Consider the following 26,052-nt stretch of genomic DNA (forward strand, 5'->3'; position numbering starts at 1 on the left):
GCCCGCGCGCGGCAACCGGTCGCGCCCATGCCGCGACCGGCGCGAGATCACATGGTCACACAGATCTTGCCGAAATGCGCGCCGCTTTCCTGGTAGCGGAAGGCCTCGGCGAGATCGGCCAGCGCGAAGCTGCGGTCGATCACTGGGTGGAGTTTCAGCGCCTCGAGCGCCTTGACGAAGTCGAGCTGGTGCTGGCGCGAGCCGACGATCAGTCCCTGAAGCCGCTGCTGGCGCGCCATCAACAATGCCGTGGGGATTTCGCCGGAGCGCCCGGTGAGCACGCCGATCAGTGCGATATGTGCCCCCGGGCGCCCCGCAACGATGGATTGTGCCAGCGTCGCCGGACCGCCGACCTCGACCACGATGTCAACGCCGCGCCCGCCGGTGAGGTGGCGCATCTCCTCGCCCCATTCGGGCGTGGTGCGGTAGTTGATCACGTGGTCCGCCCCGAGCGCGCGCAGGCGCTCGAGCTTGGCGTCGGACGACGAGGTCGCAATCACCGTTGCACCCATCGCCTTGGCAAGCTGAAGCGCGTAGATCGACACGCCGCCGGTTCCCAGCACCGCGACCGTATCGCCTGCCTTGATCCCCGCATCGACCACCAGCGCGCGCCAGGCGGTCAGCCCGGCGGTGGTGATCGTCGATGCCTCCTCGTGGCTCCAGCCCGCGGGCGCAGGGGTGAACCAGGAGGCGGGCAGCGTGACCCGCTCACGGGCGTAGCCGTCGCGCCCGTCACCCGGCGTGGTCGAGAAATCGCTAGGGCGATCGTCGCCGGTCTGCCAGTCGGGGAAGAAACAGGACACCACAGCATCGCCGACTGCGAAGCCCTCGACACCTGCGCCGACCGCCTCTATCTCGCCCGCGCCATCGGCCATCGGGATCCGACCGTCGGGCAGCGCGCCCTCGACGGCGCAGACCCGGTAGTCGTGGTAGTTCAGCGAACTGGCGCGCAGGCGCACGGTAATTTCACCGGCCGCCGGAGCCGAAGGCTCCGCGGTGTCGCTCGTGACGAGATTGTCGAGACCGCCCGGCGCTTTGATTGTCACCTGTTTCATTGGATTGCCTTCCTTCTGTCTTGGCCCGCTGGCAGGCCACGCCCACCTTTTCGGCGGATCTAGCGCGCCTCGCCGAGAGTCCATTCCCGAGGCGCTTGCGTAAGAGGCCCGTCGCTCGCTCAGCCGCGGAAGTCGGGGCCGACGCCTTCGATCGAGCGCAGATGCGCCTGCCATTCGAGTTCGAGATCGCCATCTTCCTCGTTCATCTGCACGTACTGCTGGTGCACCCGGGTGGCGATCTCGTCATTGACCATGCGCAGCGGCCGACCGCTGGAGGTGGCGGCGATCTGAATCTCGCAGGCGCGCTCGAGGTAGAACATGTTGTTGAACATCTCGGCGGCGCTTCGGCCGGTGGCGATGAGCCCGTGGTTGCGCAGCATCAGCACCGGGTGATCGCCGAGGTCCTCGACGATGCGCTCGCGCTCTTCCAGATCCAGCGCGATGCCTTCGAAGTCGTGGTAGCCGATGCGATTGTGGAACTGCAGCGAAATCTGGTTGAGCGGCAGCAGCCCTTCTTCCATGCAGGAGACCGCCACGCCCGCGCGGGTATGGGTGTGCATGATCCAGGCCGCGTCATGCCGGGTCATGTGCACCGCCGAATGGATGGTGAAGCCCGCCGGGTTCACCCGCTGCGGGCTGCCGTCGACCTTGTTGCCGTCGACATCGATCTTCACCAGCGAGGAGGCCGTGATCTCTTCCCAGCGCCAGCCATAGGGGTTGATCAGGAAATGCCCGTCCTCGCCCGGCACGCGCGCGGTGATGTGGGTGTAAATCAGGTCTGTGAACCTGTGCAGCGCCGCGAGCCGGTAGCAGGCGGCGAGCTCTTCGCGGGTCTGTTTCTCTTCAGGGGACATGGTCATCGGTGTCTCCGGTCTTCAGTTGCGTTGGCCGACGGCGCCACCGGCGCCCTCGGCGGGGCGCCCGGCGTGGGCCGCGGCCAGGGTTTCGAGCGCCTGCGCCACCTGCGGCTCCGGCGGGCATGCGCGGCGGGTGGTGAGGTCGGTGTGAACAAGCAAGGTTTCGAGCGTGGCCGCAAGGGTTCCATCGGGTTTTGTCACCCGGTGGAAGAGTTTCATCTTCTTGCCCGCGCCCTCCAGCACCTGTGTGATCACCGTCAGGAGGTCCCCGCGATGCGCCTCACTCAGGTAGCGGATGCGGGTGTCGACAGTGAAGAAACTCTTGCCCGAGGCGACATAGGCGTCATCCGCGCCCACGAGTTTCATCAGCCCGTCGGTGGCCCAGGTGCCCAGCTCGAGATAGGCGGCCTCGTTCATGTGACCGTTGTAGTCCGTCCAGGTGACCGGTACCGACTGGCGCAGGGTGATCGGCAGACCGTCTTGCTCGCCACCCCTGTCCAGCAATGTCTCGTGCCGCAGAAGCACTCCGCCCGCGCCACTGCCGGTACGGCGGAGGCCGCGCAGGATGGCGACAAGATTGTCGTCGCGCAGCCGCTCCAGTTCCCGGATGCCAAGATGGCCCGACTGGGCGTCGGACTGGCTGCTGATGGTTTCGACAAGCGCCGCATTCAGCTCGGGCACATCGGTCAGCTTTGTCCAGGGCCAGTCGAGGGTCGGGCCGAACTGCGCGATGTAGCTCTGCATTCCTGCCTCGCCGCCGGCAATCCGGTAGGTCTCGAAGAGCCCCATCTGCGCCCAGCGGAGGCCGAAACTCATGCGGATCGCGTCATCGATCTCGGCGGTGGTTGCGATGCCGTCCTTCAGCATCCACAGTGCCTCGCGCCAGACCGCCTCCTGGAAGCGGTTGCCGATGAAGGCGTCGATCTCCTTACGCAGAACCAGCGGGTGCATGCCGATCGAGGTAACCACCTCGGCGGCCTTGTCGCAAAGTGTCGGATCGCCCGAAATTTCCGCCAGAGGCAGCAGGTAGACCGGGTTGAACGGGTGCACCACCACCACCGGCGCACCGCCGGAGGCGAGGTCGCTGGCCTTGAAGCCCGAGGTCGAGGACGCGATGAAATCACCCACGCGCAGCGCCGCGGTGATCTCGTCATACACCCTGTGCTTCAGCTCTAGCCGCTCCGAGACGCTCTCCTGCACCCAGTCCGCGCCCGCCACCGCTTCGGAGATCGAGGCGGCAAAGGTGAGGCTGCCCTCGGGCGGCAACGGGCGGGCATAGAGCGCGGGCAGCGCGGCGCTGGCATTGTCCAGCACCTCGCCGATCTTGCGGTCCGCCTCGGGGTCGGGGTCGAAGAGTGCGACGTCCCAGCCGTTGAGCAGGAAGCGCGCGGCCCAGCCACCGCCGACGACGCCCCCGCCGATGATCGCGGCGCGGCTCATGCCGGAGCCGCGGGGGCGGCGCGCTTCACGAGGCCAAGCTGCGCGCGCACCTCTTCCGGCCCGATCAGCGAGGCGCCCATGTTGCTCAGCAGGCTTGCTGCCTTCTCGACAAGTTGCGCGTTGGTCGCCAGCACGCCGCGCTCGAGGTAGATGTTGTCCTCCAGCCCGACCCGGACGTTGCCGCCTGCCAGTGCCGCCGCCGCCACATAGGGCATCTGATCGCGGCCAAGGCTGAAGGCCGACCAATTCCAGCTCTCGGGCACGTTGTTGACCATCGCCAGGAAGGTATTGAGGTCGTTCGGCGCACCCCACGGGACGCCCATGCAGAGCTGCACCAGCGCCGGGTTTTCCAGCACGCCTTCCTTCACCAGCTGCTTGGCGAACCATAGATGGCCGGTGTCGAAGGCCTCGATCTCGGGTTTCACGCCGAGCTCGGTCATCTGCTGGCCCATGGCGCGCAGCATGCCCGTGGTGTTGGTCATCACGTAATTGCCGTCGCCGAAGTTCATCGACCCGCAGTCGAGCGTGCAGATCTCCGGAAGGCAGGCGCGGATGTGGGCCATGCGCTCGGTCGCGCCCGCCATGTCTGTGTTCGGCGTATCGAGCTGCATCGGCCTCTCGGGATCGCCGAAGGTCAGATCGCCGCCGACGCCTGCGGTGAGGTTCAGCACCACGTCCACCTCTGACGCGCGGATGCGGTCGGTCACTTCTCGGTAGTAGTCCAGATCGCGGCAGGGCGCGCCGGTCTCGGGGTCGCGTACGTGGCAGTGGACGATGGCGGCCCCGGCCTTGGCGGCGTCTATGGCGGCATCGGCGATTTCCTTGGGCGAGCGCGGCACGAGGTGGCTCTTGTCCTGCGTTGCGCCCGCGCCGGTGATCGCAGCGGTGATGAAGGGTTTTCGGTTCATCTGAAGAGGCATGGTGTCTCCTGTCGTCTCGTTACCGGCCTTTCCAGACCGGGTCGCGTTTCTCGGCGAAGGCGCGGGCGCCTTCCTTCTGGTCTTCGGAGCGGTACAGCCGCTCGACGGTTTCGAGCTGGCTGCGGGTGATGCGGTTCATCGCGTCCTGGAACTTCATGTCCTCGGCTTCGCGGGCGATCTCCTTGATCGCGGCGAAGACCAGCGGCGGACCGGCGGCCAGCTCGTCCGCCATCTTGCGCGCCTCGGCCATCAGTTCGGCCCCCGGCACGACGCGGTTGACCAGGCCCCAGCGATGCGCCTCCTCCACGTCGAACCAGCGGCCGGTGTAGAGCAGCTCCATGGCGATGTGATAGGGGATGCGCTTGGGTAGCTTGAGGGTCGCCGCGTCGGCCACGGTGCCGGATTTGATCTCCGGGAGGGCAAAGGAGGCGTGGTCGGCGGCGAAGATGATGTCGGCGCTGATCGCCAGTTCCAACCCACCACCGCAAGCGATGCCGTTGACCGCAGCGATCACCGGCTTGTTCAGGCCGCGCAGCTCCTGCAGGCCGCCGAAGCCGCCCTTGCCATAGTCGCCGTCGGCATCCTCGCCGCTGGCTGCGGCCTTGAGGTCCCAGCCCGGGCAGAAGAACTTCTCGCCCGCGCCGGTGAGGATCGCCACGCGCAGCTCGGGGTCGTCCCGGAAGTTGGTGAAGATTTCCCCCAGCTCGCGGCTGGTGGCCATGTCGATCGCGTTGGCCTTGGGCCGGTTCAACGTCACCTCGAGCACCGCGCCGCGGCGCTCGGTGAGCACGTTCGAAGAGGTCATTGTCTCTCTCCCATCCTGATGAGTGCATCCGCTGCAACGGCGCCCGAGGCACGACAGATCAGCGGGTTAATTTCGATTTCGTGGAGGTTGTCCGCATGGCAGCTGACCAGCTCCTGCAGCGCCATGATCGTGTCGAGCACGGCCTCCATGTCCGCCGCCGGGCGGCCGCGGTAGCCGGTGAGCAGCGCGCCGCTGCGCAGGCCCGTGAGCGCACGATGCACCTCCTCGCGGCTGGCGGGGACCAGCAGCGAGGAGGTGTCGCGAATGAGTTCGGTGAGGATACCGCCCAGCCCCAGCGTCAGCACGAAGCCATGCGCCGGGTCTCGCGTCACGCCGATCAGCAGCTCGGCCACGCTGCCCGTGATCATCTCTTCGACGAGAAAGCTCTGCGCGGGCATCACCGCCGCCGCTTGCATCACCGCCTCGCGGCAGTCGAGGTTCAGCACCACGGCCCCGGCCTCGGTCTTATGGGCGATGCCCTCGCCCTTCAGAACGACCGGGAAGCCGATGGCAGAGGCGCAGGCTCCGGCGGTCTCGGCACAGTCGGCGCGGTCGGATTTCGGCACTCGGATGCCTGCTGCCGCGAGCAGCGCCTTGGCCTCCGCCTCGGGATAGATGCGGGTGGCACCATGGCCGTTAATCGGCATCAGCACCGGCTCGGTTGGTTGGTTGCCGCCCGCGGACCGCATGCCGACCTGTGCCGCGGCGCCAATCGCGCGCAGCGCCTCGCCCATGCCGCAGAGCGGGGTGATGCCGAGCTCCAGCGCCCGTGCAGCGACCGGCTCGGGCAACCCCTCGGCGAGCAGCGAAACCAAGGCCATCGGCGTGCCGGTGGTGTGTCTCGTTCGGGCCACCGCGCGCAGCACCTGGTCGTAGTCGGGCGCGGCAAAGCGGTCGTCGCGCGGGTAGTCGATCACCACGCAGCCGAGCGCCAGATCGGCGTCGCAAAGGCCGGTGAAAGTGGCTTCCAGCGCCGCCTCGTCGCCCCAGATATATGTGTTGTAGTCCAAGGGGTTTGCCAGCGCGACCTTCGGGCCGAGCGCCGCCCGCAGAGCGGATTTCTGGGTATCGTCCAGCGCAGGGAATTCGACGCCCACCACTTCGCCCATGTCGGCCATCAGCGAGGCCTCGCCGCCCGAGCAGGATGCCGAGGCGATCCGCGCAGAGGACAGCCCGCCGATGACATGCAGCAGCTTCAGCGTCTCGACCAACTCCGACGGCGTGGCGACCTGCGCCATCCCGAGCCGGCGCAGCAGCGCCCGCGCCCCGGCATCGCTGCCGGTGAGCGAGGCGGTGTGCGAGACCGCCGCCTCCTGCGCCTGCTGCGACGCTCCGACCTTCAGCGCGACGATGGGTTTGGCCAGTTCCTGCGCGCGGCGGGCCAGCCCCTCGAAGGCGGGCAGGTGGCTGATCCCCTCGATGTGCAGCCCGAGCGCGGTGATGCGCGGGTCTTCCAGCAGCGCGATGCCGAGATCGGCCATGGATGTCTGCGCCTGATTGCCCGCCGCCACGACCGCGGCCAGCGGCAGACCGCGGCGCTGCATTGTGAGGTTGATCAGCACGTTGGACGACTGGCCAATGACGGCGACGCCGCTCTCCACCGGCGACATGCCGTGCCGGTCGGGCCAGAGCGCCACGCCGTCGAGCGCGTTCACCATGCCATAGCAGTTCGGTCCCAGGATCCGCATATTGCCCGCGGCGGCGACCAACTGCTCCTGCAGGTCATCTCCGTCGGCCAATTCCGAGACCGCCTCGCTGAAGCCGGCGGCAAAGCAGACCGCGCCGCCGCAGCCCATGGCCGAGAGCTCTCCGGCGATCTGTACCGAAAGCTCGCGGTTGACCCCGATGAAGGCGGCATCCGGAACGCCTGGCAGCGACGAGAGGTCCGCGTAGGCCGGCAGCCCGCCGACCTCGGATTTCTTGGGGTGCACCGGCCAGATCGGCCCCGAGAAGCCGGTCTCGCGGCACTGGCGCACCACGCTTTCGCACCAGGTACCACCGCCGATGACGGCGATGGCCTTTGGCGAAAGGAAGCGGCTGAGCGGCTCCATCGATTAGGCTCCCAGCGGCCGGAAAATTTCCCGGCTGATGATGTGACGCTGGATCTCGGACGTGCCGTCCCAGATGCGCTCAACGCGGGCGTCACGCCAGAAGCGCTCTATCGGCAGCTCGTCCATCAACCCCATGCCGCCGTGGATCTGCAGCGCGGCGTCGGTAACACGCGCCAGCATTTCCGAGGCATAGACCTTGGCCGAGGCGATCTCGCGGTTGGCGGGCAGGCCCTGGTCGAGGCGCCAGGCGGAGGAGAGCGTCAGCATGTCTGCGGCATCGATCTCGGTGATCATGTCGGCGATCTGGAAGCTGACACCCTGGAACTTGCCGATCGGCTGGCCGAACTGCTTGCGCTCGGCGGCGTATTGCACGGCGTGGTCGAACACCCGGCGGGCGCGGCCCACCGACATGGTCGCCACAGTGATGCGCGTGGCGTAGAGCCATTCGTTCATCACCTCGAAGCCGCCATCGACCTCCCCCAGCACCTGCGCGTCGGGCAGGCGGCAGTTGTCGAAGTAGAGGATGCAGTTCTTGTAGCCGCGGTGCGAGACCGAGTTGTAGCCCTTCGCCACCTCGAACCCGGGGGTGTCGCGGTCGACAAGGAAGCAGGTGATGCGCTTCTTGGGGCCGCGCGGGGTCTCGTCGACGCCGGTGGCGACGAAGACGATGAAGAAGTCCGCGTGATCGGCGCCGGAGATGAAATGCTTGGAGCCGTTGATCACCCAGTCGCCGCCGTCACGGGTGGCGGTGCATTTCATACCGCGCACGTCCGAGCCGGCGTCGGGCTCGGTCATCGCCAGCGCGTCCATGCGCTCGCCGCGCACGGCGGGCATCAGGTAGCGGTCGACCTGTGCGCCCTCACAGGCCATCAGGATGTTCTGCGGGCGGCCGAAGAAGTGGGTCAGCGCCATCGAGCCGCGCCCCAGCTCGCGCTCGACGAGGGCGAACTCCAGGTGCGACAGGCCCGGCCCGCCGACACTCTCGGGGAAGTTGGAGGCGTAGAAGCCGAGATCGATGCACTTCTGCTTGATCTCCTGTGCCACCTCGGCGGGCACCTCGCCGCTGCGCTCTACAGCGGCCTCATGCGGGTAGATTTCGTTCTCGACGAAGCTCCGGACGGTGGAGACGATCATCTCCTGTTCTTCGGTCAGTCCAAAATGCATGTCGGACCCTCTTGTTCTGTCGTTGGGTTGATCTGGGGTTTTGCGGGGTCTCCCGCGCCGCCGGGGCGCGGGAGGCAGGATCATCGGGCGGCGCGTTCCTTGCGCATCAGCAGCAGGGCACGGGCGATCACCAAGAGGCTCACCACGAGGATCAGCAGCACCGAGAGCGCGGCGATCGAGGGGTCGACGTTGTCACGCAGCCCCTTCCACATGCGGCGTGGCAGGGTGATGGTCTCGACCGAGGTGACGAAGAGCGTCACGCCGATCTCGTCCCAGCTGAGCAGGAAGCACAGGAAGAACGCGCCCAAGAGGCCGAAGCGGATGTTGGGCAGGATCACCCCAAAGATGCGGGTCGGCACGCTGGCACCCATGGATTGCGCGGCCAGGTCCATACGCCGGTCGATCTGGCTCAGCGACATCATGGCCACGACCACGGCACAAGGCACGATCATCCCCATATGGGCGAGGATCACGCCACCGTGGCCGCCGTAGGCGATCACTCTGTTCCACTTGGTGAGCTTCTTGAGGAAGACGTCGAGCGTCAGCGACGAGACCACGGGCGGCGCCACCATAGGCAGCAGCACCAAGCCGGTCATCCGCCCCGAGGCGCGCGCGCGCAGCATCCAGATGCCGATGCAGAAGGCGATGACCAGCGGGAGGTTGATGGCACAGCGGAATTGTCGCAACCACGTTTAGGATGTGGCGCCTAAGGCGTGGAACTTCCCTTATTCTTTCTCCGACCGAACGTGCTTCGATCTGCGTTGTGTTCACCACAATCGCCTCGCTCTTCATTCTTGCCCGTTATGGGACAAGGGTAGGGAGACGAGCACATGGACCGCAAATGAAACTTGTTGACCTGCGTGACAAATGGAATTTGTCACCCGTCGCGGCGTTGGCGAAACCTGCTCAATTCAATTCGTCTTTTCAACCAGTTACGAAACTCAGCCACGATCTCGGTTTCGAGCTTTTCCTCCGGGGTACAAAGAAAATAACCGGTTTCGGCATGCAGGGACGCCGCGAAGGGACGCATCAGCTTGCCGTCTCGCAACTCATTTCGCCACAGGACCGTGTCACCGATCGCGATCCCCTGTCCGGCCAGAACCGCCGTGTGCACGATGTTCATGTCCGAGTAGCAGATGCCGCGATGGGCGTTCTCTGTCGGCAGGCCGGAGAGCTGCATCCAGTTCTCCCAGTCGGTGAAATCGTTCATGTGTATCAACGTCGCGGCCTTGAGAATCCCGAGGTCGTTGAAGTTCTTGAACCGGCTCAGGTAGGCGGGGCTGCAGAGCGGCGTGAAGTCGACCGCCATCAACGGCTCGATCACGAGGTGCGCGCGCGGCTCCTGCCCGAAGGTGATGAAGGTATCGACCTCGGGGTTGTTGGTGTCGGCAAGATTCTGGGTGCTGATCACGTTCAGCACCACCTCGGGGTTCTCCGCCAGGAAATCACCGACATGCAGGCACAGCCAGGAGGACGCGAAGCCCGGAGGGGCGCTCACCGTCAGCCGCCCGGTCAGCCCCTGCTGCGAGACGCGCGCCGTCGAGCTGGCGATCATGCTGAGCGCGCGGCGCACGTCTTCGGCATAGGCGCGAGCCTGCGGGGTGATCTCGGTCCGGTTGCCGTGGCGCTCGAGGATCTTGAAGCCGAGGTCGGTTTCCAGCAGGCGCAGCTGATGGCTGATCGCGCTGCGGGTGACGTTAAGCTCGGCGGCGGCTCGCCAGAGCGCGCCATTGCGCGCGACGCTTTCGATGGCGCGCAGCGCCTGGATCGAGGGGAAACGTTTGATGGCGGGCCTCGCGCGGTTGAAAAACGGCCCCCGCTGCATAGCGCGGCGCAGGCGCGTGATCGAGACCTCCCGCGCTTATGGCAGGGTCACCTGCGACTTCAGGAACTCAAAGTGCCGGTCAGCCATGCCGCGGTAGGCCAGCCAGCCGTCCCCGGTGTTCTGCGCCACCGCATCCGAAAGCACCGCAAGTGGCGCGCCGGTCGAGCGCGCGAGGATCAGCGTCTGCATTGCCTTGTCGAAGAAATAGAGGTTCTCGACAGCCTGCACGACGGTCTGCCCGACGATAGTGCCCCCATGGTCGCCCATGACCGACATCTCCTTTTCGCCCAGAGAGTCCGACAGCCGTTCACCCTCCTCCCCGGCGCTGGCGATGGCGCCGAAATCCAGATCTTTGGCAGTACGGCCGTAAAAGCGCGAGGGGGTGGTGTCGATCGGGGCTGGCACCTCCAAGAGCACCTTGACCCCCGCCGGATCGCGGAGCCGGGAATCCTTGGCAACGGCCACGCCATTCGCGGAGAGACTCTATCGCCCTCGACGGTGTTGGCCCGGCAGTGCAGGAACTGCACGCCCGGCGCGAGCGCCTCGGCTGGCGTGTCGGTATGCAACTCGTGCCCCGACGCGGTATAGGCCGTGTTGGTCGGGTTGATGTGGGTCTTTGCGTCAAAGTAATCGCCGAAGAAAATCGGGCGGAGCTGACCGATCACCAACGGCGGCCTCGGTAAGGCCCGCGTCGCTGTCCGGCATGTCGGTGAGGATCACGAAGCCTTCGACCAAAAGCCCCTCGATCCATTTGGCCCTCGGAGTGGGGTCGGCCAGAAGCGCAGGCTGGCGGAAACGCGGCACGTCGGAGTCGTGGTCGCCGTACCATGCCGTGCGCTCAGGTCTGCCGGGTCGGGGCAGCGGCGCGGAGACTTGTAGGCTTTGAGCCAGCCCAGCGGGAAGCGGGTGACGCGATCCTCGCCCGCCCAGGTGATTTCCGGCTCATCGCGGTTCACCTCGGCGGTCTGCCCTCGCGGTGCGGTGTCGAAGCGCAAGATGTCAAAGCCGCGCTCGCGCGTGCCGGCGTTGAACGAGCTGGGAAAACTACGTCCCGGCGCACGGCATCGAAGGGAGCCGGCTCTAAGGCCAGACCTTCGACAATTGCGATCAGACGCCGCTGCGAAAGCGTCCGCGGCCGCGCGTCGGCGCGGACCGCGGAACACGTCGCTCACTGCTTCTTGAGCTTGGCCTGTTCCAGCGACCAGTACTCCATGTCGAAGAGATCGCGCTCGGAAATGGGAGTGAAGCGCCGGTAGGCCTCGGCGGCGTTCACCACACGGCAGGTCTGCTCGAAGAGATCCCCCGCGATGCGTGCGGCCTTCATGTTCGCGCCGACCCCGAAGATGCCTGCGCCCGGCACAAGGATGACGCGCGGCAAGGGGTCGAGCATGACCTTTTCTTCGGCTGCGTGGGGCGCATTGCGCTCAAAGTAAGCGCGGTATTCCGCGGCGAACCCGTCGAGCGCGGCGTCGATCTCCTCGCGCGTGGCGCCCGCCTGGAGCAACATGCCGAAGGGTTTCAGCCGGATCACGTGGTCGGGGGTCACCGTACCGCGTCGCGCGAGCTCCGGCAGGTCGTCACGCCCGAGATAGGCGCGGATCGCGGGGGTCGAGCGGAAGTCGAGGGCCGGCTCATCGCCAAGCGCGTCGCGCGCGACGAGCGCGTCGGCAAGGTCGCGAACCAGCGCTTCGGGTGCCGTGCGGTCGGTGTCTTCCGGGGCCGGAACGGTGATGCCGCGGGCGGCGAGATACTCCTCGGCCATGGTGACGAACTCGATCATCAGCTCGTAACTCTCCCGCGCAGTCTCGGCGAAGGTGAAGAGCCCGTGCTGCGCCAGCCAGAGCCCGTCAACCGAAGGATCTCGCGCCAGCGCGTCCTTGCAGGCGTGGCTCAGATCGTAGCCTGGCATCACGTAGGGCACCCAGCCGACCCGTCCGCCGAAGATCTCCTGCACCACCGGCTCCATGTCGGCCTGGTCGGCCAGCACCAAGATCGCCGTCGCATGGGTGTGATCGACAAAGGCATGCGGCATGTAGGCATGCAGCAGGGCCTCGACCGAGGGATTGGGCGCGGAGGGATCGAGCAGGTGGCTGCGCAGGAAGGCGACCATGTCCTCGTCCGACATGCGCGGCACGTCGCGCGTCTCGAGCAGCGGCGCGAGGCGCATGGCCGGCAGGCCCGGCGCCTCGATGTCTCCAAGATCCCAGCCGGATCCCTTGACGTGGATCACCGTGCCCTCTGCCGCCGGGATCTTCACCGACGTATTGCCGCCCCCGTGCAGCACAAGGTCCGGATCCTGCCCGATAAGCCGCGAGGTGTAGACCCGCAGACCCAGCGCGGCGGGCTCCCCCCGGGCCTCGGACTCGGCCCCGAAGGCCTCTGCTTGCTTGTCGTTCCAGCGGCTTAGCATCTCGGTTCTCCTTCTCATGGACCGGGGGCGCCGCAAGCGCCCCCGGATGGTCTGTGGCCGGAGCGGCCTCAGAAGTCGTAGTTGTCGATGTTCTCGGCGTTGAAAACGGTGCGTTCGGGCAGCAGGATGATGCCATTGCCCTCGGCCTCGTAGTCGTAGCCCTGCACCGCGTTCGGCGAGACCTCGACCGGGCCGATGCCCGGCACGTCGATGCTGTCACCCACGTTGAGCGGGCCGTCCTTCAGCACATGCGCCGCCACCGCGACCGAGATCGCCCCTTGCTGTGTCACGTCCCAGAGGCCGAACCGCTCGACCGTGCCGCGCTTGACGTAGGGGCGCATCACGTTCGGTGTCGAGAAGCCCACGATGGTCACCTCGCCGGCGCGGTCCAGATTCTCGGCCGCCTGCGCCGATGCCGGGAGCGCGTTGGCGTCGGGCGCGATGATCGCGTCAAGATCGGGATAGGCGCCAAGGATGCTCTCGGCGGTCTGCAACGATTTCTGCGCGTCGTTGTAGCCATATTGCGTGGTCACGATCTCCCAGCCCGGGTGCTCCGCGGCGATCTTTGCCTTTGCGGCCTCGGCCCAGGCGTTCTGGTCGGTCACGGTCGGCGAAGAGTAGAAGAAGGCGACCTTGGCCTTTTCCTTGCCGGCGAGCCCGTCATTCGCCATGTCCACGAGCAGCCCGCCAAGCTGGTCCGGCGTGCCCTGGTTGATGTAGTAGGAGCGGCACTCGGGGTTCACGTCGCTGTCCCAGGTCATCACCAGCACGTCGCGGGCCATCGCCTGCTTGAGCGCCGGGCAGAGGCCGTCGGGCGAGACCGACGAGAGCACGATCGCGCCGTAGCCCTGGTTGACGAAGTTGTTCACGAACTGCACCTGCCCCGAGACGCTGGGCTCGGTCGGGCCGTCATAGGTCACGTTGACTCCAAGCTCGTCGCCCATGGCCATCGCCCCGTTCCCACCCGAGGTGAAGAAGCCCACCCCGACCAGTTTCGGGATAAAGGCGATGTCTTGGGCGCTCGCGACGTTGGCGGCCATCAGGCCAGCCGCAACCGTACCAAGCAGCGTCAGGGATTTACGCATGGTGTTTCCTCCTCCATTGAAACAAGTGCCCGGGGTCAGTGCGTCTGCCGCGAGCGGACCGGTAAGAAATCCCGAAGCAGCTCAGCGCCGTGGCGCAGGGCGACTACGAGGACCAGCAGCGCCCCGGACAGCGCGCTGGAAATCTGACTGGGCACACCGCTCATCTGCAGGCCCTGCTGCAGGTAGCCGATGATGAACGTGGCGATGATCGTGCCCAGCACCGAGCCCTGGCCGCCGTAGATCGAGGCGCCTCCGAGCACGGCCGCAGTGATCGCCGGCAGCAGCGTTGCGCTGCCGAGATCGACCCGGGCCGAGCCGAAATAGGCCGATAGCATGAGCCCCGCGAGCGCCGCGGCAAGGCCGGTCAGCACGTAGGTCACCAGCTGCACACGGAAGACAGGCATGCCCGAATGGCGCGCAGCGTGCTCGTTCTGACCGACCTGGAACACCAGCCGTCCGAACCGCGTCAGGTGCAGCAGGACCAGCAGCAGCGCGGCAAAGCAGAGAAACACGAAGAGCGGCATCGGCAGGCCCAGCACCTGTGCGTATCCAAGTGCGGTGAACCCGGCGGGAAAGCCGCCGATGCCTTCGTAGCCACTGGCGCCGACCAGCCCCGAGAGCACGGTTGCCGCGCCCGAGAACATGTAGAGCGAGCCCAGCGTCACCACCAGCGGCTGCAGCCGCGTGAGCCGGATCACCACCGCGTTCAGCAGTCCTGCGGCTGCACCGGTGGCAAAACCCACCAGCAGCGAGAGCGGCAGCGGCAGCCCGAAGAAGTTGGCGATGCCAAACGTGATCGCAGCAAGCCCCACGGTCGAGGCGAAGCTCACGTCGATCCCTCCGGCGATGATCACCAGGGTCAGCGGCACGGCGACGATGCCCACCTGCACGAAGTCCGAGGTCCCGAACAGCAGCGACGCGGGCCGCAGGAAGCGCGGGTTGATCATCCCGAAAATGGCGAGCTCGGCCAGCAGCACCGCGAAGAGCAGCACTTCCCAGCGCATCAAGTGGCGTTTCATGCGGCATCCTCCAGGTCGCTGAGCGGGGCGATCTTGTGGCTCGAGCGGCGGTAGCGCGCGGCCCGGTCACGGGCCTCGAGCGCGATGCGCAGCCGGCCGTCGATCAGCAAGACGGTCAGCAGCATGCCGCCGCCGATGAGGTCGTTCCAGTAGGCGGGGATCTTGAGGAACACGAGCGAGGTGTCGATGGAGGTGAAGAAGATCACCCCGATGACCACGCCCGCCACGGTCCCCACGCCGCCAAGCAGGCTGATCCCGCCGAGCACCAGCGCGGCGATGGCGCGCAGTTCGATGCCGCTGCCGGCCTGGTTCGGCACAAAACCGATCTGCGCGGCGAACGTGATCCCGGCCAGCGCGTACATCGCGCCGCCCCAGGCGAAGCAAAGGAACTCGATGCGCTTCACCGGCAGCCCGAGGTGGCGCGCCGCGGCGCGGTTGTCGCCGACGACCTTGACCCAGCCGCCGCGGCGCGAGCGCAGGAACAACCAGAGCAGCACGATAACACCCGCGGCGACCAGCCCCATGACCGACAGGCCCGCGACCGACTTGGCGCCGAGCGCCTTCAGCGCCTCGGGAAGCTCCTCGATCCACTCCCCGCCGGTGGCGATCAGCATCACCCCGCGGAAAAGCCCGAGCGTGCCGAGCGTCGCCACGATCGAGGGCACGCCGAGCAGCGCCACCAGCGCGCCGCTGAGCGCCCCGGCCATCACCCCGACACCAAGCGCCGCGCCGCAGGCGAGCGGCAACGCGACGCCGGCGTTGAGCGTCAGACCCAGGGTCACCGCCGAGAGCCCGAGCACCGAACCGCCAGACACGTCGATGTTGCGGGTCAGGATGATCGGGAAGATCCCCAGCGCCACCAGCATCAGCACCAGACCGTTGGACCAGATGATGCTCGCGGTGCGCGCCGACAGGAAGCCCGGCGCGGCGGCGCCGACCGCCAGCAGCACGGCCAGCGTGACGAAGAAGAGCGTCGCGACACGGTCGCGGGCGATGCGTTCAAGCATGTGCGGCCTCCCCGGCCTCGAAGGCAAGCTGTGCGATGTCGTCGGTGCTGGAGCCGGCGGGCAATTCTCCCGCGAAATGGCCCCCCGCCATCACCGCGATCCGGTCCGAAAGGCGCAGCACCTCATCGAAGTCGGACGAGATCAGCAGCACCGCGGTGCCGGTCTCGGCGAGCTCCTCGATGATGCGGTAGATGTCGTTGCGCGCGCCAACGTCGACGCCCCGTGTCGGCTCGTCGAGGATCAGCACCCGCGGCGCCGCGGCCAGGCATTTCGACAGCAGGACCTTTTGCTGGTTGCCGCCCGACAGGCTGCCGACCGGCTGGTCGGGTCCGGCGCAGCGGATGCCCAGCGACTTACGGTACGCTGCGAAACGGCGGCGTTCCTGCCCGGGCCGCAGCAGGAAGGGCAGCCGGTCGTGCACCAGCGACGAAGTGTTCCAGTAGAGCGGCGCCTCGAGGAAGAGCCCGTATTGCTGCCGGTCCTCGGAGAGGTGCACCACCCCCGCCTTCACCGCCGCCCCCGGCCCCTTGGCTTTGAAGTCTCGGCCTTCGAGCGTGACCCGCCCGCCGCTGCGCGGGCGCAGCCCAACCAGCGTCTCGGCCAGTTCCGTGCGCCCCGCACCGACGACGCCGGTCAGCCCGAGGATCTCTCCCGCGCGCAACGACAGCGAGATGTCGACGAAGCCCTCGCCGCTCAGCCCCTCGAGGGACAGCACCGGCGCGCCGGTGATCTCGCGCTGCCGTTCGCGCGCATCGAGCGCGGTGACGCCCGGGCTCATGGCAGCAAGTATATCGGCGTCGGGGCTCGCGCTCATCCGCTCGCTCAGCACAACGTAGCCGTCACGCAGCACTGTGATCCTGTCGGAGACCGCGCGCAGCTCGTGCAGCTTGTGGGAAATGAAGACAAGCCCGTGCCCTTCGGCGCGCAGCGCACGCATGTGGCCGAACAGCGTCTCTACCTCGTGCGGCGTCAGCGCCGAGGTCGGCTCGTCGAGGATCAGCACCTTGGCCTCGCGCAGCAGCCCGCGCAGGATCTCGACGATCTGCCGGTCGGCGATTTCCAGCGTCGCGGCCTTGGAATCCGGCGACAGCGAAACGCCGAGCTGGGCAATCAGCTCCTCGACCCGCGCGCGGTAGGCACCGGCGGGCTTCGGCATGCCGACGCAGATATTCTGGAGCACCGACTGGTTGGGGAAGATATGCGCTTCCTGCGGAACGAGGTAGAGACCCATTGCCTGGGCCTGCGCGGGAGTCGCGGGCGAGAGCGGCGCGCCGCCGAGCCGGACTTCGCCGCCCGATGCGGACACGAGCCCCGCGAGAATCTTCATCAGCGTCGACTTGCCCGCACCGTTGCCCCCCAGCAGCGCATGAACCTCGCCGGAGCGGATCGTGAAATCGACCGCCTTCAGCACGGGGACGCCCGCGTAGCTTTTCGACACGGACTTCAATTCCGCGAGAACAGTTTCCATGACGCCTCCTCACCGATGCCGAGCGCGAGACGACCATCAGCTGATGTTCATTTGCACTCGCCTACATCATTTGTGCAATCATGCCATGTCGTGTCAATCTGAATCTGCGCATTTATTGGACCTAATCGCCACATATTTGGGCAGTTGACTTGATCAAATATTTGATGAAGAACTATTATGATCTCGCTTGCAGCCCGCAGGAAAGGACCCGCCCGATGATGGAACAGCCTCAGAGCGCCACCGACGATGCCCTCATGGCGCGCGTGGCCTGGCTCTATTACAACGATGGGCTGACCCAGAGCGAAGTCGGCGACATCCTCAACATCTCTCGCATAAAGGTCTCGCGCCTGCTCGACGCCGGGCGCAGCTCTGGACTCATCCAAGTGCGGATCAACTCGCGCCAGCAGGGTTGCCTAGAGCTCGAGACCCGGATGCGGCAACAGTTCGACCTGAGCGACTGCCGGGTGATTCCCGAAAGCTCGGTCGCAGATGTGAACCTGCGCGTGGGGCAGGCCGCCGCCCAGTACCTGATGCAGAAGCTGGCCCCGGGCGAGACGCTGTCGGTCGGGTGGGGCGAGACCATCACCCATTCGATCCGCATGCTGGGCCACACAGCGCAGGAGCGCGGCATTGGCCTCTATTCGCTCACTGGCGGCGTGCAGACCTACGTCGAGGGGATGCGCGAGGCGAACTGGCATCGCAACATCAACATCATCCCGGCGCCGCTGGTGGTCTCGACGCCCGAACTCGCGCGCGCGCTCATGCAGGAGCCGTCCATCGCCGCGCTCATGGCGCAGGCGCTCGAGGCGGACTACAAGCTGGTTGGCATCGGCGGGCTGAGCGAGAGCGCGACGGTGGTGACGCAGGGCTACATCCCGGCGGGCGAGATCGATCCGCTGCGCCGGGGCGGCGCGCGCGGCGACATCCTCTGCCGTTTCTACGACCGTCGCGGGCAGGACATCGGCGTGCCGCTGCACGACCGGGTGGTCGGCGTCGACCTCGAACAACTGCGCGCCTCGGACCGGGTGATCGGCGCGGCGGGAGGGCCGAGCAAGACCGGTCCGATCCTCTCGGCCCTGCGCGGCGAAATCCTCGACATCCTGATCACCGACGAGCCGACCGCGCTCGCCCTTCTCGACGCGGCGGAGGCCTGAGCATGCCCTACTTCCTTGCTTTCGATGCCGGCACCGGCAGCGGCCGCGCCGTGCTCTTCGACGACACCGGCGCCGAGATCGCGGCCTCCGGACAGGAATGGTGGCACGCCACCGACCCCCGCTTCCCCGGCTCGATGGATTTCGACACCGCCGGCAACTGGGCCGCGCTGGCGCGCTGCTGCCGCGAGGTGATCGCGGCAAGCGGGATCGACCCCACCGAGATCCGCGCGGTTAGCGCCACCGCCATGCGCGAAGCCTTCGTGCTGCATGACGCCAGCGGCGCCGAAATCTGGGCCTGCGCCAACGTTGATGCCCGCGCGGGTGACGAGGTGCGCGAGCTTAAGCGGGCCCACCCCGGGCTCGAGGCAGAGATCTACGCGCGCTCCGGCCAGACCTACGCGCTTGGCGCCCTGCCCCGTCTCGCCTGGCTGCGCCGCCACGCGCCGGAAACGCTCGACCGCGCGCGCAGCCTCACCATGCTCTCGGATTGGATCCTCTACCGGCTCTCGGGCGAGCTGACGCTCGAGCCCTCGAACGGCGGCACCACGGGCCTGCTTGATCTGCGGACCCGCGCGCCGCTGACCGGGGCACTGGAAACCGTTGGCCTGCCCACCGATCTCTTTCCCCGCGGCGTCACCACCGGCGAGGTCATTGGCAAGGTCCATGCCGCTGCCGCGGCCGAAACCGGTCTGGCCCCCGGCACGCTGGTCGTCGCCGGCGGCGGCGACTGCCAGACCGGCGCGCTTGGACTCGGCATCGTGCACGAGGGAGACTGCGCGGTGCTGGGCGGGACCTTCTGGCAGCAGGTGGTGAACGTGCCCCTGTCGCTCACCGATCCGAGCATGACGCTACGCATCAACCCGCACATGGTTGCCGGGCTCAACCAGGCCGAGGCGATCAGCTTCTTCACCGGCGCGGTCATGCGCTGGTTCCGCGACGCCTTCGGCAATGGCAAAGGCTACGCGGCGCTCGAGGCCGACTCGATGGCCGTGCCGCCCGGCGCTTATGGGATCATCCCGATTTTTTCCGACGTCATGCGCTACGGCGACTGGTTCCACGCCGCGCCTTCACTGCTCAACCTCTCGCTCGACGCGGCCGCCTCGGGTCCCGCCGCGATCTTCCGCGCGCTGCAGGAGAACGCGGCCATCGTCGCGCGGCGGAACCTCGAGGCCGTCTTTGCCCTCACCGGCCACCGGCCCGAACGCTTGGTCTTCGCCGGCGGCGCCGCGAAATCCGCCCATTGGTCGCAGATCCTTGCCGATGTCACCGGGCTGACGGTGGTCACGCCGCAGGTGACCGAGGCCACCGCGCAGGGCTGCGCCTCGGCGGCGGCGACCGGTGCTGGCCATTTTGCCTCGCTCGCCGAGGCGGGCGGTGCCTGGACGCGGATCGAACGGACCTTCACCCCCGATACGGCGCTGCGGCCGCTCTACGACGAGGCCGGCGAGCGATGGGCCAAGGCCTATGCCGCGCAGCGCCAGCTCGTACTTGACGGTACCACCACCTCGATGTGGCAGGCGCCCGGCATCTGAGGCTTCCCATTCCACTCACAAAGGACAAGGTCATGCTGATCCAACTCGTCAACATCAAGGTTCAGGAAGGCACGCGCGACACCTTCCTCAAGGCTTTCACTCTGAACTGCGAAGGCACGCGCAAGGAGCCGGGCAACCTGCGCTTCGACCTGCTGCACGACCCCGCAGACGAGAACAACTTCTACGTCTACGAGATATTCGAGAGCGAGGCCGCTCTGGACGAGCACCGCAAGACCCCGCACTACCAGACCTGCGTGTCAATGATCGATCCGATCACCCTCGGCGGACGCAGCAAGACCTACTTCTCGCCGGTGCTGATCCAGGACCAGGCGCCCGCCTGAGCCCGCAGCCGCGCCGATCGTCGAGCCGTGCCGCCGTCCTTGCGACGGCGCCGGCTTGTCCCGCATGGGAAGGGCACCCACTATCTGCGCAAGAAGGTCGCGAGACTTGGCACGCGCACCCATCACATGTGCCTAATGCGACAGCCGCCTGAGGAACCGCTGCAGCCGCTCGTCCTTGGGTGCGCCGAAAATCTGTTCCGGCGTGCCTTCCTCGACAATCTTGCCGCCGTGCATGAAGATCACCCGGTCGGCAATCTCGCGGGCGAACTGCATCTCGTGCGTGACGATCAGCATTGTCTGGCGACGCGCGGCGACGCGGCGCATGAGGTCGAGCACCTCACCCACCCATTCCGGGTCAAGCGCCGAGGTCGGCTCGTCGAAGAGCATGAGCTCGGCGCCGATCGCCATCGCCCGGCCGATGCCGACGCGCTGCTGCTGTCCGCCCGAGAGGCTCGCGGGGTAGCTGTCCGCCTTCTCGGCAAGGCCGGTCTCGGCCAGCACCTCGAGCGCACGCCGCTCGGCCTCGGCCGGCGGGCGGCCCTGCACGGTGACCAGCGCCTCCATGATATTTTCCTTCGCGGTCTTGTTGGCAAAGAGCGCGTAGTTCTGGAAGACGAAAGCCGAGCGGCGGCGCAGGGCGAGGATTTCGGCCCTGGTCGCACGGGCGGCGTCGAGCGTCACCTCGCCGATGGTGATCCGCCCCGCATCGGGATGGTCGAGGAAGTTGAGGCAGCGCAGCAGCGTCGACTTGCCGGTCCCCGAGGGGCCGATGATCACCACCCGCTCGCCCGGCGCGATGTCAAGATCGATTGCATCAAGCACCGCAGTGCCGTTGAAAGTCTTGCTGAGACCGCGGATGGAAATCATCGTGCATACGCCTTGTTCAGATAGACCTCGAGCCGCTTCTGCCCCTGGCTCAGCAACTCGACCATGGCCCAGTACATCAACGCCACGACGAGGAAGGCCTCGAAATAGAGGAAGCTGCCCGCCGCCTCTTTCTGCGCCGCGCCCATCATCTCGGTGACGCCAAGGGTGAAGGCCAGCGAGGTGCCCTTGATCATGTCGATGAAGTAGTTGACCAGCGTCGGCGCCGCCACCCGGGCGGCCTGCGGCAGGATGATCCGCCGCATCATCTGCAGCTGGGTCATGCCGATGGACTGTGCCGCCTCCCATTGGCTGCGGTCGACGCCGAGGATCGCCGCGCGGATCGTCTCGGCCATGTAGGCGGAGAAGTGCAGCGTCAGCCCCATGATCGCGGCGGTGACCCCGTTGATGCTGGTCAGGAAGCTCATCACCTGCGGCAGCCCGTAGTAGAAGAGGAAGAGCTGCACCAAGAGCGGCGTGCCGCGGAAGAAGCTGATGAACAGCACAACCGCCCAGTCGATCCAAGGCAGGCGGAACACCCGCTCCACCGCCAGCAGCGAGGCGAGGATGAGCGCCAGGACCATCCCCGCCGCCGCCATACCCAGCGTCAGCGGCACGTAGCCCAGGATAACGGGGACCAGCCCCAGCATGTAGTCGAGGTCCAGTCCCCGCATGGGTTCACTCCGGGCTGGTGATGTCGGTGCCGAACCACTTCTGCGAGATCTCGGTCAGCGTGCCGTTCTCGCGCAGGGTGGACAGCGCCGCGTCCACCTCGTCGCGCAACGCGGTGCCGGCCGCGTCGTTGCGGAAGGGCAATGCGTTGTGGATCTCCGAAAAGGGCTTGCCGGCCAGCGCCAGCGGCAGCGGGCTTTCCTGGATCAGCTGCGCCGAGGAGACGCGGTCCATCACGAAGGCATCGACCCGACCCAGCGCGGTGTCCTGCGCGATGTTGGATTCGTAGGTCTTGATCTCCACTTCGTCGGCGAAGGGCAACTCGCGCAGCAGCTGCTCGAAGTTCGAGCCGAGGTTCACAGCGACGGTACGCCCGCGCAGGTCTTCGACGCTGGTGATCTCGTCATTGCCCTCGCGCACCACCACCTGCGCCCCGTCGTAGACATAGGGCTGGGTGAAGGCGAACTTGGCCTCGCGCTCGGGGGTGATGGTGATCTGGTTGGCAATCGTGTCGATGCGGCCCGCGTCGAGCGCGCCGACGAGACCCGAGAAGGACATGGTCTCGAATTCCACGTCGAGGCCGGTCTGCGCGCCGACGGCGTTCATGACATCAACCTCGAAGCCCTGCAGCACGTCCTGCTTGACGAAGGTGAAGGGGAAATAGCCGCCCGACATGCCCACCCGCAGGGTCTGGGCCTCTTGCGCCATGGCGCTGCCTGCGAGCCCGGCGGCGAGAATTGTGGCGGTGGCGATAGACTTGAGCATCTTGGCAACTCCTTTGAATTAGGGGCACTAGGTGTCTTCCCGGGTCGCGAGGATCAATGGGTCCACAAAGAAAAGGTCCCTGTCTCGAGGTGACGCTCGTCTTGCGGAACGTCGTTCCGTCTTATCCGCCCCGGAAAGAATGCCCGTTTGCCCCGGGTCCGTCGATGGGGTTGGTGCAGCTGTCGCTTTCCCGCCCCTGCGGCAAGAGATTTCCGGGGGGAGACGCGATGACGGTCAGGCGCCGGTCCGGGAGAGTTTCTCCGACAGCCATTCGAGAAAGACCGCGAGCCGTCGCAACCCCGACGTGCGGGTAAGATAAAGCGCGGTGATCTCCAGCGGGTCTGCCAGCAGGCGATCGGGAAAGAGCGACACCAGCCGCCCCGCCGCGATATCCTCGGCCACCATGAACTCCGAAAGGCGCGCAATCCCCATGCCGCCAAGGATGAGGCTGCGCACCGCCTCGCCATTCTCGGCGTAAACCGAGGCGGGGACGTCAACTGGCCCGGAAAGCCCCTCGAAGTGCAGGCCGTTGATGTGCGACGGCGCGGTGAAGCGCACCTGCCGGAGCTGCCCAAGCGCCTCGGGCCTGTCGGGCCAGCCTGCGCGGTCAAGATAGGACGGAGCCGCGACCAGACGCCATGGCGTGCGTCCGAGCGGCCGCTGCAGCACCTCGCTGTCAGCCAATCGCCCGAAGCGGATCGCCACATCCGCATGACTGTCGATCAGGTCGACGAGGCGATCGGTCATGTCGAGAGTGACCTCCACCTCGGGAAACCGCGCGTGGAACTCGGCCAGCTGCGGCGCGATCACGTGCAGAACGAAGCCCGCCGGGGCATTCACCCGCAGCGGACCTCGCGGTGCACGCCCCTGCGCCGCGAGATCGGCCAGCGACTCGGTCCGGGTGACGATGTCCTGTGCCGCCACGAGCAGGTCGCGCCCCTCAGCGGTCAGTTCGATCGCGCGGGTACTCCGGCGCAGCAAGGTGGCGCCGAGTTGCAGCTCGAGGCGGGTCACCGCCCGGCTCAGCGTCGAGGGAGCCACGCCAAGATGCCTGCCGGCCTCGGCGAAGCCCCCGGCCTCGATCACCTTAACAAAGGTCGCAAGGTCTCGGGTCTGCGGTAATTCGTGCATCAAGCGCAACGGGCCTTTGCCAACCTGTCTGTTCACGCAAAAGCCTAGCGCGGCCATCTTCGCGGCGAAAGTGGTAACAGGAGCCTCCCATGCCCTTAGCTCTCTGGGCGCTGACGATCAGCGCCTTCGCCGTCGGCACGACCGAGTTCGTGATCGTTGGCCTCATCCCGACCATCGCGGCGGACCTCGGCGTATCCCTGCCCTCGGCCGGCCTTCTGGTCAGCCTCTATGCGCTTGGCGTGACCATCGGCGCGCCGGTGCTGACCGCGCTTGCCGGGCGCCTGCCGCGCAAGACGCTGCTGCTGTCGCTGCTGGTTCTGTTCATCGCCGGCAATGCCTTCGCCGCCTTTGCGCCCGGGTACGACAGCCTGATCGCCGCGCGCTTTCTGACGGGTCTCGCGCATGGTGTCTTCTTCGCCATCGCCTCGACCATCGCTACGGACCTCGTTGATCGCGAGAAGGAAAGCTCCGCGATCGCGCTGGTCTTTCTGGGCCTGACCGTCGCGCTGGTCACCGGTGTGCCGCTCGGCACCTGGATTGGTCAGAACTTCGGGTGGCAGGCGAGCTTCCTCGGCGTGGTCGTTCTGGGCGTGATCGGGCTGATCGCCTCGGCGCTGCTTGTGCCCGGCACGCTGCGCCGGCGCCCGGTGCCGCGCCTGAGCGCTCAGGCAAAGGTGCTGACCTCGCCACGGCTGCTGCTCGTCTACCTGATCACCGCGGTCGGCTACGGCGGAAATTTCATCGCCTTCACCTACCTTGCCCCGATGCTGAGCGAGGTGACCGGGCTCGGCGCGGGCGCGGTGAGCCTCGTCATCCTGCTCTACGGCGCTTCGGTCGCGGTCGGCAACATCATCGGCGGCAAGTTGGCGGACCGCATGGGCGCGGTGCGCGCGCTGACGCTGATCTTCATCGGGCTGTCGGCGGTCTTGCTGGCGCTCGGCCTGACGCTCTCGTCGCCTGCGGCGGCCATCGCGGTGATCGCAGTCTGGGGCGGCTTCGCCTTCGCCAACGTGCCTCCGCTGCAGGTCTATACCGTGCAGATCGCCCGCGAGGTTGCGCCCGATGCGGTCGACGTGGCCTCGGGTCTCAATATCGGCGCCTTCAACCTTGGCATCGCGCTTGGCGCATGGACGGGCGGGCTCGTCGTCGCGGGCAGCGGCCTTGCCGCGGCACCCCTGCTCGGCGCTGCGGTCGTCTTCGTCGGCGTGCTTCTGACCCGGCTCTCCGGGCGTCTCGACCGGACGGCCTCCCCTCTTCCAGCAGAATAGGAGGACTTGTCCCATGACCATTGGACACATTGGGCGCGCCGGATTCCCCGCGCTTGGCCTCGGCACCGTCCGCATGGCGCCCGGCGAAGCGCGCGACTTCCTTGGCGGCGGAGCCGCAGGGCCGCATCGTCTCGCCCGAGGGGCTGGCACCCGATTGGGACTGACGCGCTAAATCTGCAAGGTCCGACCCGCCCCGGCGCGTTCGGGGCGGGCGTGCGCGCGATGTCATCTGGGTCCGGGACGTGGAGCGCGACAAGCGACCTCTGCAGGTGCTCCCGCTCGCGGGACGCGAGCATGTTCCATCTAGAGCGTTCATTTATATACATATAATTGATATGTAGTTTGATACGATTATTGAATTTGATTCATCGTACCAAATTGTCTATGACTGATTCATCTTGGACCGTGGGGTGGAGGCGCTACGGTCGGTCAGCCGCCGAGGTTGACATGGAGGAGACAGCCGTGAGCGAATTCGCACTGCCTGAGACCCTGGGAGCCGATGCGCGCCCTCTGAAGGCGTCCGAGGCTCTTGACACGCTGGGCCGGCGCATCGTCGCCGGCACGTACGAGGTCGAGGGCACGCTGCCGGTCGAGGCCAGTCTGATGGACGATCTGGGGATCAGCCGCACCACCCTGCGCGAGGCAATCCGCACGTTGGTCGCGCTCGGGCTGGTCGAGGTGCGGCCGCGGATCGGCACCCGGGTGCTGCCGCGCAAGCACTGGAACCTGCTCAATCGCGATGTGCTGCGCTGGATGATGCCGAGCGAAGGCTTCAACGTCGAGCTGATGGGCTCGATCGACGAGGCGCGCGAGGTGTTCGAACCCGCCGCCGCGGCGATGGCCGCCGAGCGCGCCAGCCGCAGCGCGATCACCGCGATCCGCGTCGCCTACGACAAGATGGAGGCCGCCGCCGACAGCGGTGATGCCGTGGCCGCGATCCGCGCCGACCGCGAGTTCCATCTGGCGATCCTCGCCTCGACCGGCAACCCGATCATCGAGGCCTTCGACACCGCCATCGACGCCGTGCTCGGGCAACTGTTCCGGGTCGCCATCGAGATGCATATGGAGAATTTCCGCAACAACCTGGTCAATCACCGCAACGTTCTTGACGCCATCGAGCGCAAGGACGCGGCGACCGCCCGACAGGCGATGCTCGACACCATCTGGTTCACGCGTCGCCACTTGGAAAGGCACAAGCTTACCAAGACATTCAGCTAAA

General features: G+C 66.9%; 24 protein-coding genes. 5 read left to right on the forward strand and 19 right to left on the reverse strand.

The genetic code is table 11. The annotated features are described in order from the left end of the window. Positions 1-47: 47 nt before the first annotated feature. The 15 genes from G0Q01_RS22380 to lsrA form a co-directional block, all read right to left on the reverse strand. Positions 48-1,055, reverse strand: a complete 1,008-nt coding sequence (locus tag G0Q01_RS22380) for an NAD(P)-dependent alcohol dehydrogenase (RefSeq protein ID WP_164198012.1) — start codon at positions 1,053-1,055, stop codon at positions 48-50. A 119-nt stretch (positions 1,056-1,174) separates the two neighbouring features. Beyond that, complete coding sequence (locus G0Q01_RS22385) at positions 1,175-1,909, reverse strand: class II aldolase/adducin family protein (protein WP_164198075.1); 735 nt, start codon at positions 1,907-1,909, stop codon at positions 1,175-1,177. A 21-nt stretch (positions 1,910-1,930) separates the two neighbouring features. Continuing rightward, on the reverse strand, positions 1,931-3,352 hold the full coding sequence (locus G0Q01_RS22390; protein WP_164213884.1) for a carnitine 3-dehydrogenase: 1,422 nt from the start codon (positions 3,350-3,352) through the stop codon (positions 1,931-1,933). Further along, positions 3,349-4,272, reverse strand: coding sequence for a 3-keto-5-aminohexanoate cleavage protein (locus G0Q01_RS22395; protein WP_164198008.1), 924 nt, complete (start codon positions 4,270-4,272; stop codon positions 3,349-3,351). The genes G0Q01_RS22390 and G0Q01_RS22395 overlap by 4 nt, the downstream gene beginning before the upstream one ends. A gap of 19 nt (positions 4,273-4,291) precedes the next feature. After that, complete coding sequence (locus tag G0Q01_RS22400) at positions 4,292-5,077, reverse strand: carnitinyl-CoA dehydratase (protein WP_164198006.1); 786 nt, start codon at positions 5,075-5,077, stop codon at positions 4,292-4,294. Continuing rightward, a complete protein-coding gene (locus tag G0Q01_RS22405) occupies positions 5,074-7,128 on the reverse strand; it encodes an acetate--CoA ligase family protein (protein ID WP_164198004.1) in 2,055 nt (684 codons plus the stop codon). Before G0Q01_RS22405 ends, G0Q01_RS22400 begins: the two co-directional genes overlap by 4 nt. 3 nt (positions 7,129-7,131) lie before the next feature. Beyond that, positions 7,132-8,292, reverse strand: coding sequence for an acyl-CoA dehydrogenase family protein (locus tag G0Q01_RS22410; RefSeq protein ID WP_164198002.1), 1,161 nt, complete (start codon positions 8,290-8,292; stop codon positions 7,132-7,134). 80 nt (positions 8,293-8,372) lie between these two features. Further along, positions 8,373-8,978, reverse strand: coding sequence for an ABC transporter permease (locus G0Q01_RS22415; protein WP_235940335.1), 606 nt, complete (start codon positions 8,976-8,978; stop codon positions 8,373-8,375). Between the two features lie 191 nt (positions 8,979-9,169). Beyond that, positions 9,170-10,117, reverse strand: a complete 948-nt coding sequence (locus tag G0Q01_RS22420) for a LysR substrate-binding domain-containing protein (protein ID WP_164198000.1) — start codon at positions 10,115-10,117, stop codon at positions 9,170-9,172. A gap of 36 nt (positions 10,118-10,153) precedes the next feature. Then, a complete protein-coding gene (locus G0Q01_RS27440; RefSeq protein WP_370457343.1) occupies positions 10,154-10,582 on the reverse strand; it encodes a hypothetical protein in 429 nt (142 codons plus the stop codon). 703 nt (positions 10,583-11,285) lie between these two features. Further along, entirely contained in the window at positions 11,286-12,527 is a 1,242-nt protein-coding gene (locus tag G0Q01_RS22430) for a class II aldolase/adducin family protein (RefSeq protein ID WP_164197998.1), read from the reverse strand. A gap of 68 nt (positions 12,528-12,595) precedes the next feature. Beyond that, positions 12,596-13,612, reverse strand: coding sequence for an autoinducer 2 ABC transporter substrate-binding protein LsrB (gene lsrB / locus G0Q01_RS22435; RefSeq protein ID WP_164197996.1), 1,017 nt, complete (start codon positions 13,610-13,612; stop codon positions 12,596-12,598). A 35-nt stretch (positions 13,613-13,647) separates the two neighbouring features. Further along, entirely contained in the window at positions 13,648-14,631 is a 984-nt protein-coding gene (locus G0Q01_RS22440; protein WP_108970176.1) for an autoinducer 2 import system permease LsrD, read from the reverse strand. Continuing rightward, positions 14,628-15,638, reverse strand: a complete 1,011-nt coding sequence (locus tag G0Q01_RS22445; protein WP_164197995.1) for an autoinducer 2 ABC transporter permease LsrC — start codon at positions 15,636-15,638, stop codon at positions 14,628-14,630. The genes G0Q01_RS22440 and G0Q01_RS22445 overlap by 4 nt, the downstream gene beginning before the upstream one ends. Next, positions 15,631-17,106 carry an autoinducer 2 ABC transporter ATP-binding protein LsrA gene (gene lsrA, locus G0Q01_RS22450; protein ID WP_164197993.1) on the reverse strand — a complete coding sequence of 492 codons (1,476 nt, stop codon included), beginning with the start codon at positions 17,104-17,106 and terminating at the stop codon, positions 15,631-15,633. Before lsrA ends, G0Q01_RS22445 begins: the two co-directional genes overlap by 8 nt. A 215-nt stretch (positions 17,107-17,321) precedes the next feature. Between lsrA and G0Q01_RS22455 the strand changes: the two genes are divergently transcribed. From G0Q01_RS22455 to G0Q01_RS22465, 3 genes are read left to right on the forward strand one after another with little or no spacing between them, the layout of a single operon-like run. After that, positions 17,322-18,260, forward strand: coding sequence for a sugar-binding transcriptional regulator (locus tag G0Q01_RS22455; RefSeq protein WP_164197991.1), 939 nt, complete (start codon positions 17,322-17,324; stop codon positions 18,258-18,260). A gap of 2 nt (positions 18,261-18,262) precedes the next feature. Continuing rightward, positions 18,263-19,792: an autoinducer-2 kinase gene (gene lsrK / locus G0Q01_RS22460; protein ID WP_164197989.1), complete on the forward strand. Its 1,530-nt coding sequence runs from the start codon at positions 18,263-18,265 to the stop codon at positions 19,790-19,792. Positions 19,793-19,824: 32 nt separating this feature from the next. Further along, positions 19,825-20,133, forward strand: coding sequence for an antibiotic biosynthesis monooxygenase (locus G0Q01_RS22465; protein ID WP_108970181.1), 309 nt, complete (start codon positions 19,825-19,827; stop codon positions 20,131-20,133). A gap of 132 nt (positions 20,134-20,265) precedes the next feature. Here the strand turns inward: G0Q01_RS22465 and G0Q01_RS22470 are convergent, their stop codons facing one another. The 4 genes from G0Q01_RS22470 to G0Q01_RS22485 all read right to left on the reverse strand — a co-directional run bounded on the left by G0Q01_RS22470 (position 20,266) and on the right by G0Q01_RS22485 (position 23,565). After that, positions 20,266-21,000, reverse strand: a complete 735-nt coding sequence (locus tag G0Q01_RS22470; RefSeq protein WP_164213885.1) for an amino acid ABC transporter ATP-binding protein — start codon at positions 20,998-21,000, stop codon at positions 20,266-20,268. Continuing rightward, on the reverse strand, positions 20,997-21,671 hold the full coding sequence (locus G0Q01_RS22475; RefSeq protein WP_108970183.1) for an amino acid ABC transporter permease: 675 nt from the start codon (positions 21,669-21,671) through the stop codon (positions 20,997-20,999). The genes G0Q01_RS22470 and G0Q01_RS22475 overlap by 4 nt, the downstream gene beginning before the upstream one ends. 4 nt (positions 21,672-21,675) lie before the next feature. Then, entirely contained in the window at positions 21,676-22,434 is a 759-nt protein-coding gene (locus G0Q01_RS22480) for an amino acid ABC transporter substrate-binding protein (protein ID WP_164197985.1), read from the reverse strand. A 234-nt stretch (positions 22,435-22,668) separates the two neighbouring features. After that, a complete protein-coding gene (locus tag G0Q01_RS22485) occupies positions 22,669-23,565 on the reverse strand; it encodes a LysR family transcriptional regulator (protein ID WP_164197983.1) in 897 nt (298 codons plus the stop codon). Positions 23,566-23,654: 89 nt separating this feature from the next. On the opposite strand from G0Q01_RS22485, the gene G0Q01_RS22490 reads away from it, so the two are divergent. Beyond that, positions 23,655-24,833 (forward strand): MFS transporter, encoded by a 1,179-nt coding sequence (locus G0Q01_RS22490; protein ID WP_164197981.1) that lies wholly within the window; start codon positions 23,655-23,657, stop codon positions 24,831-24,833. A gap of 462 nt (positions 24,834-25,295) precedes the next feature. After that, entirely contained in the window at positions 25,296-26,051 is a 756-nt protein-coding gene (locus G0Q01_RS22495) for a FadR/GntR family transcriptional regulator (protein ID WP_159099691.1), read from the forward strand. Position 26,052 lies beyond the last annotated feature (1 nt).

The sequence above is a fragment of the Salipiger sp. PrR007 genome (genome assembly GCF_010499845.1).
Taxonomy (GTDB): Bacteria; Pseudomonadota; Alphaproteobacteria; order Rhodobacterales; family Rhodobacteraceae; genus Salipiger; species Salipiger pacificus_A.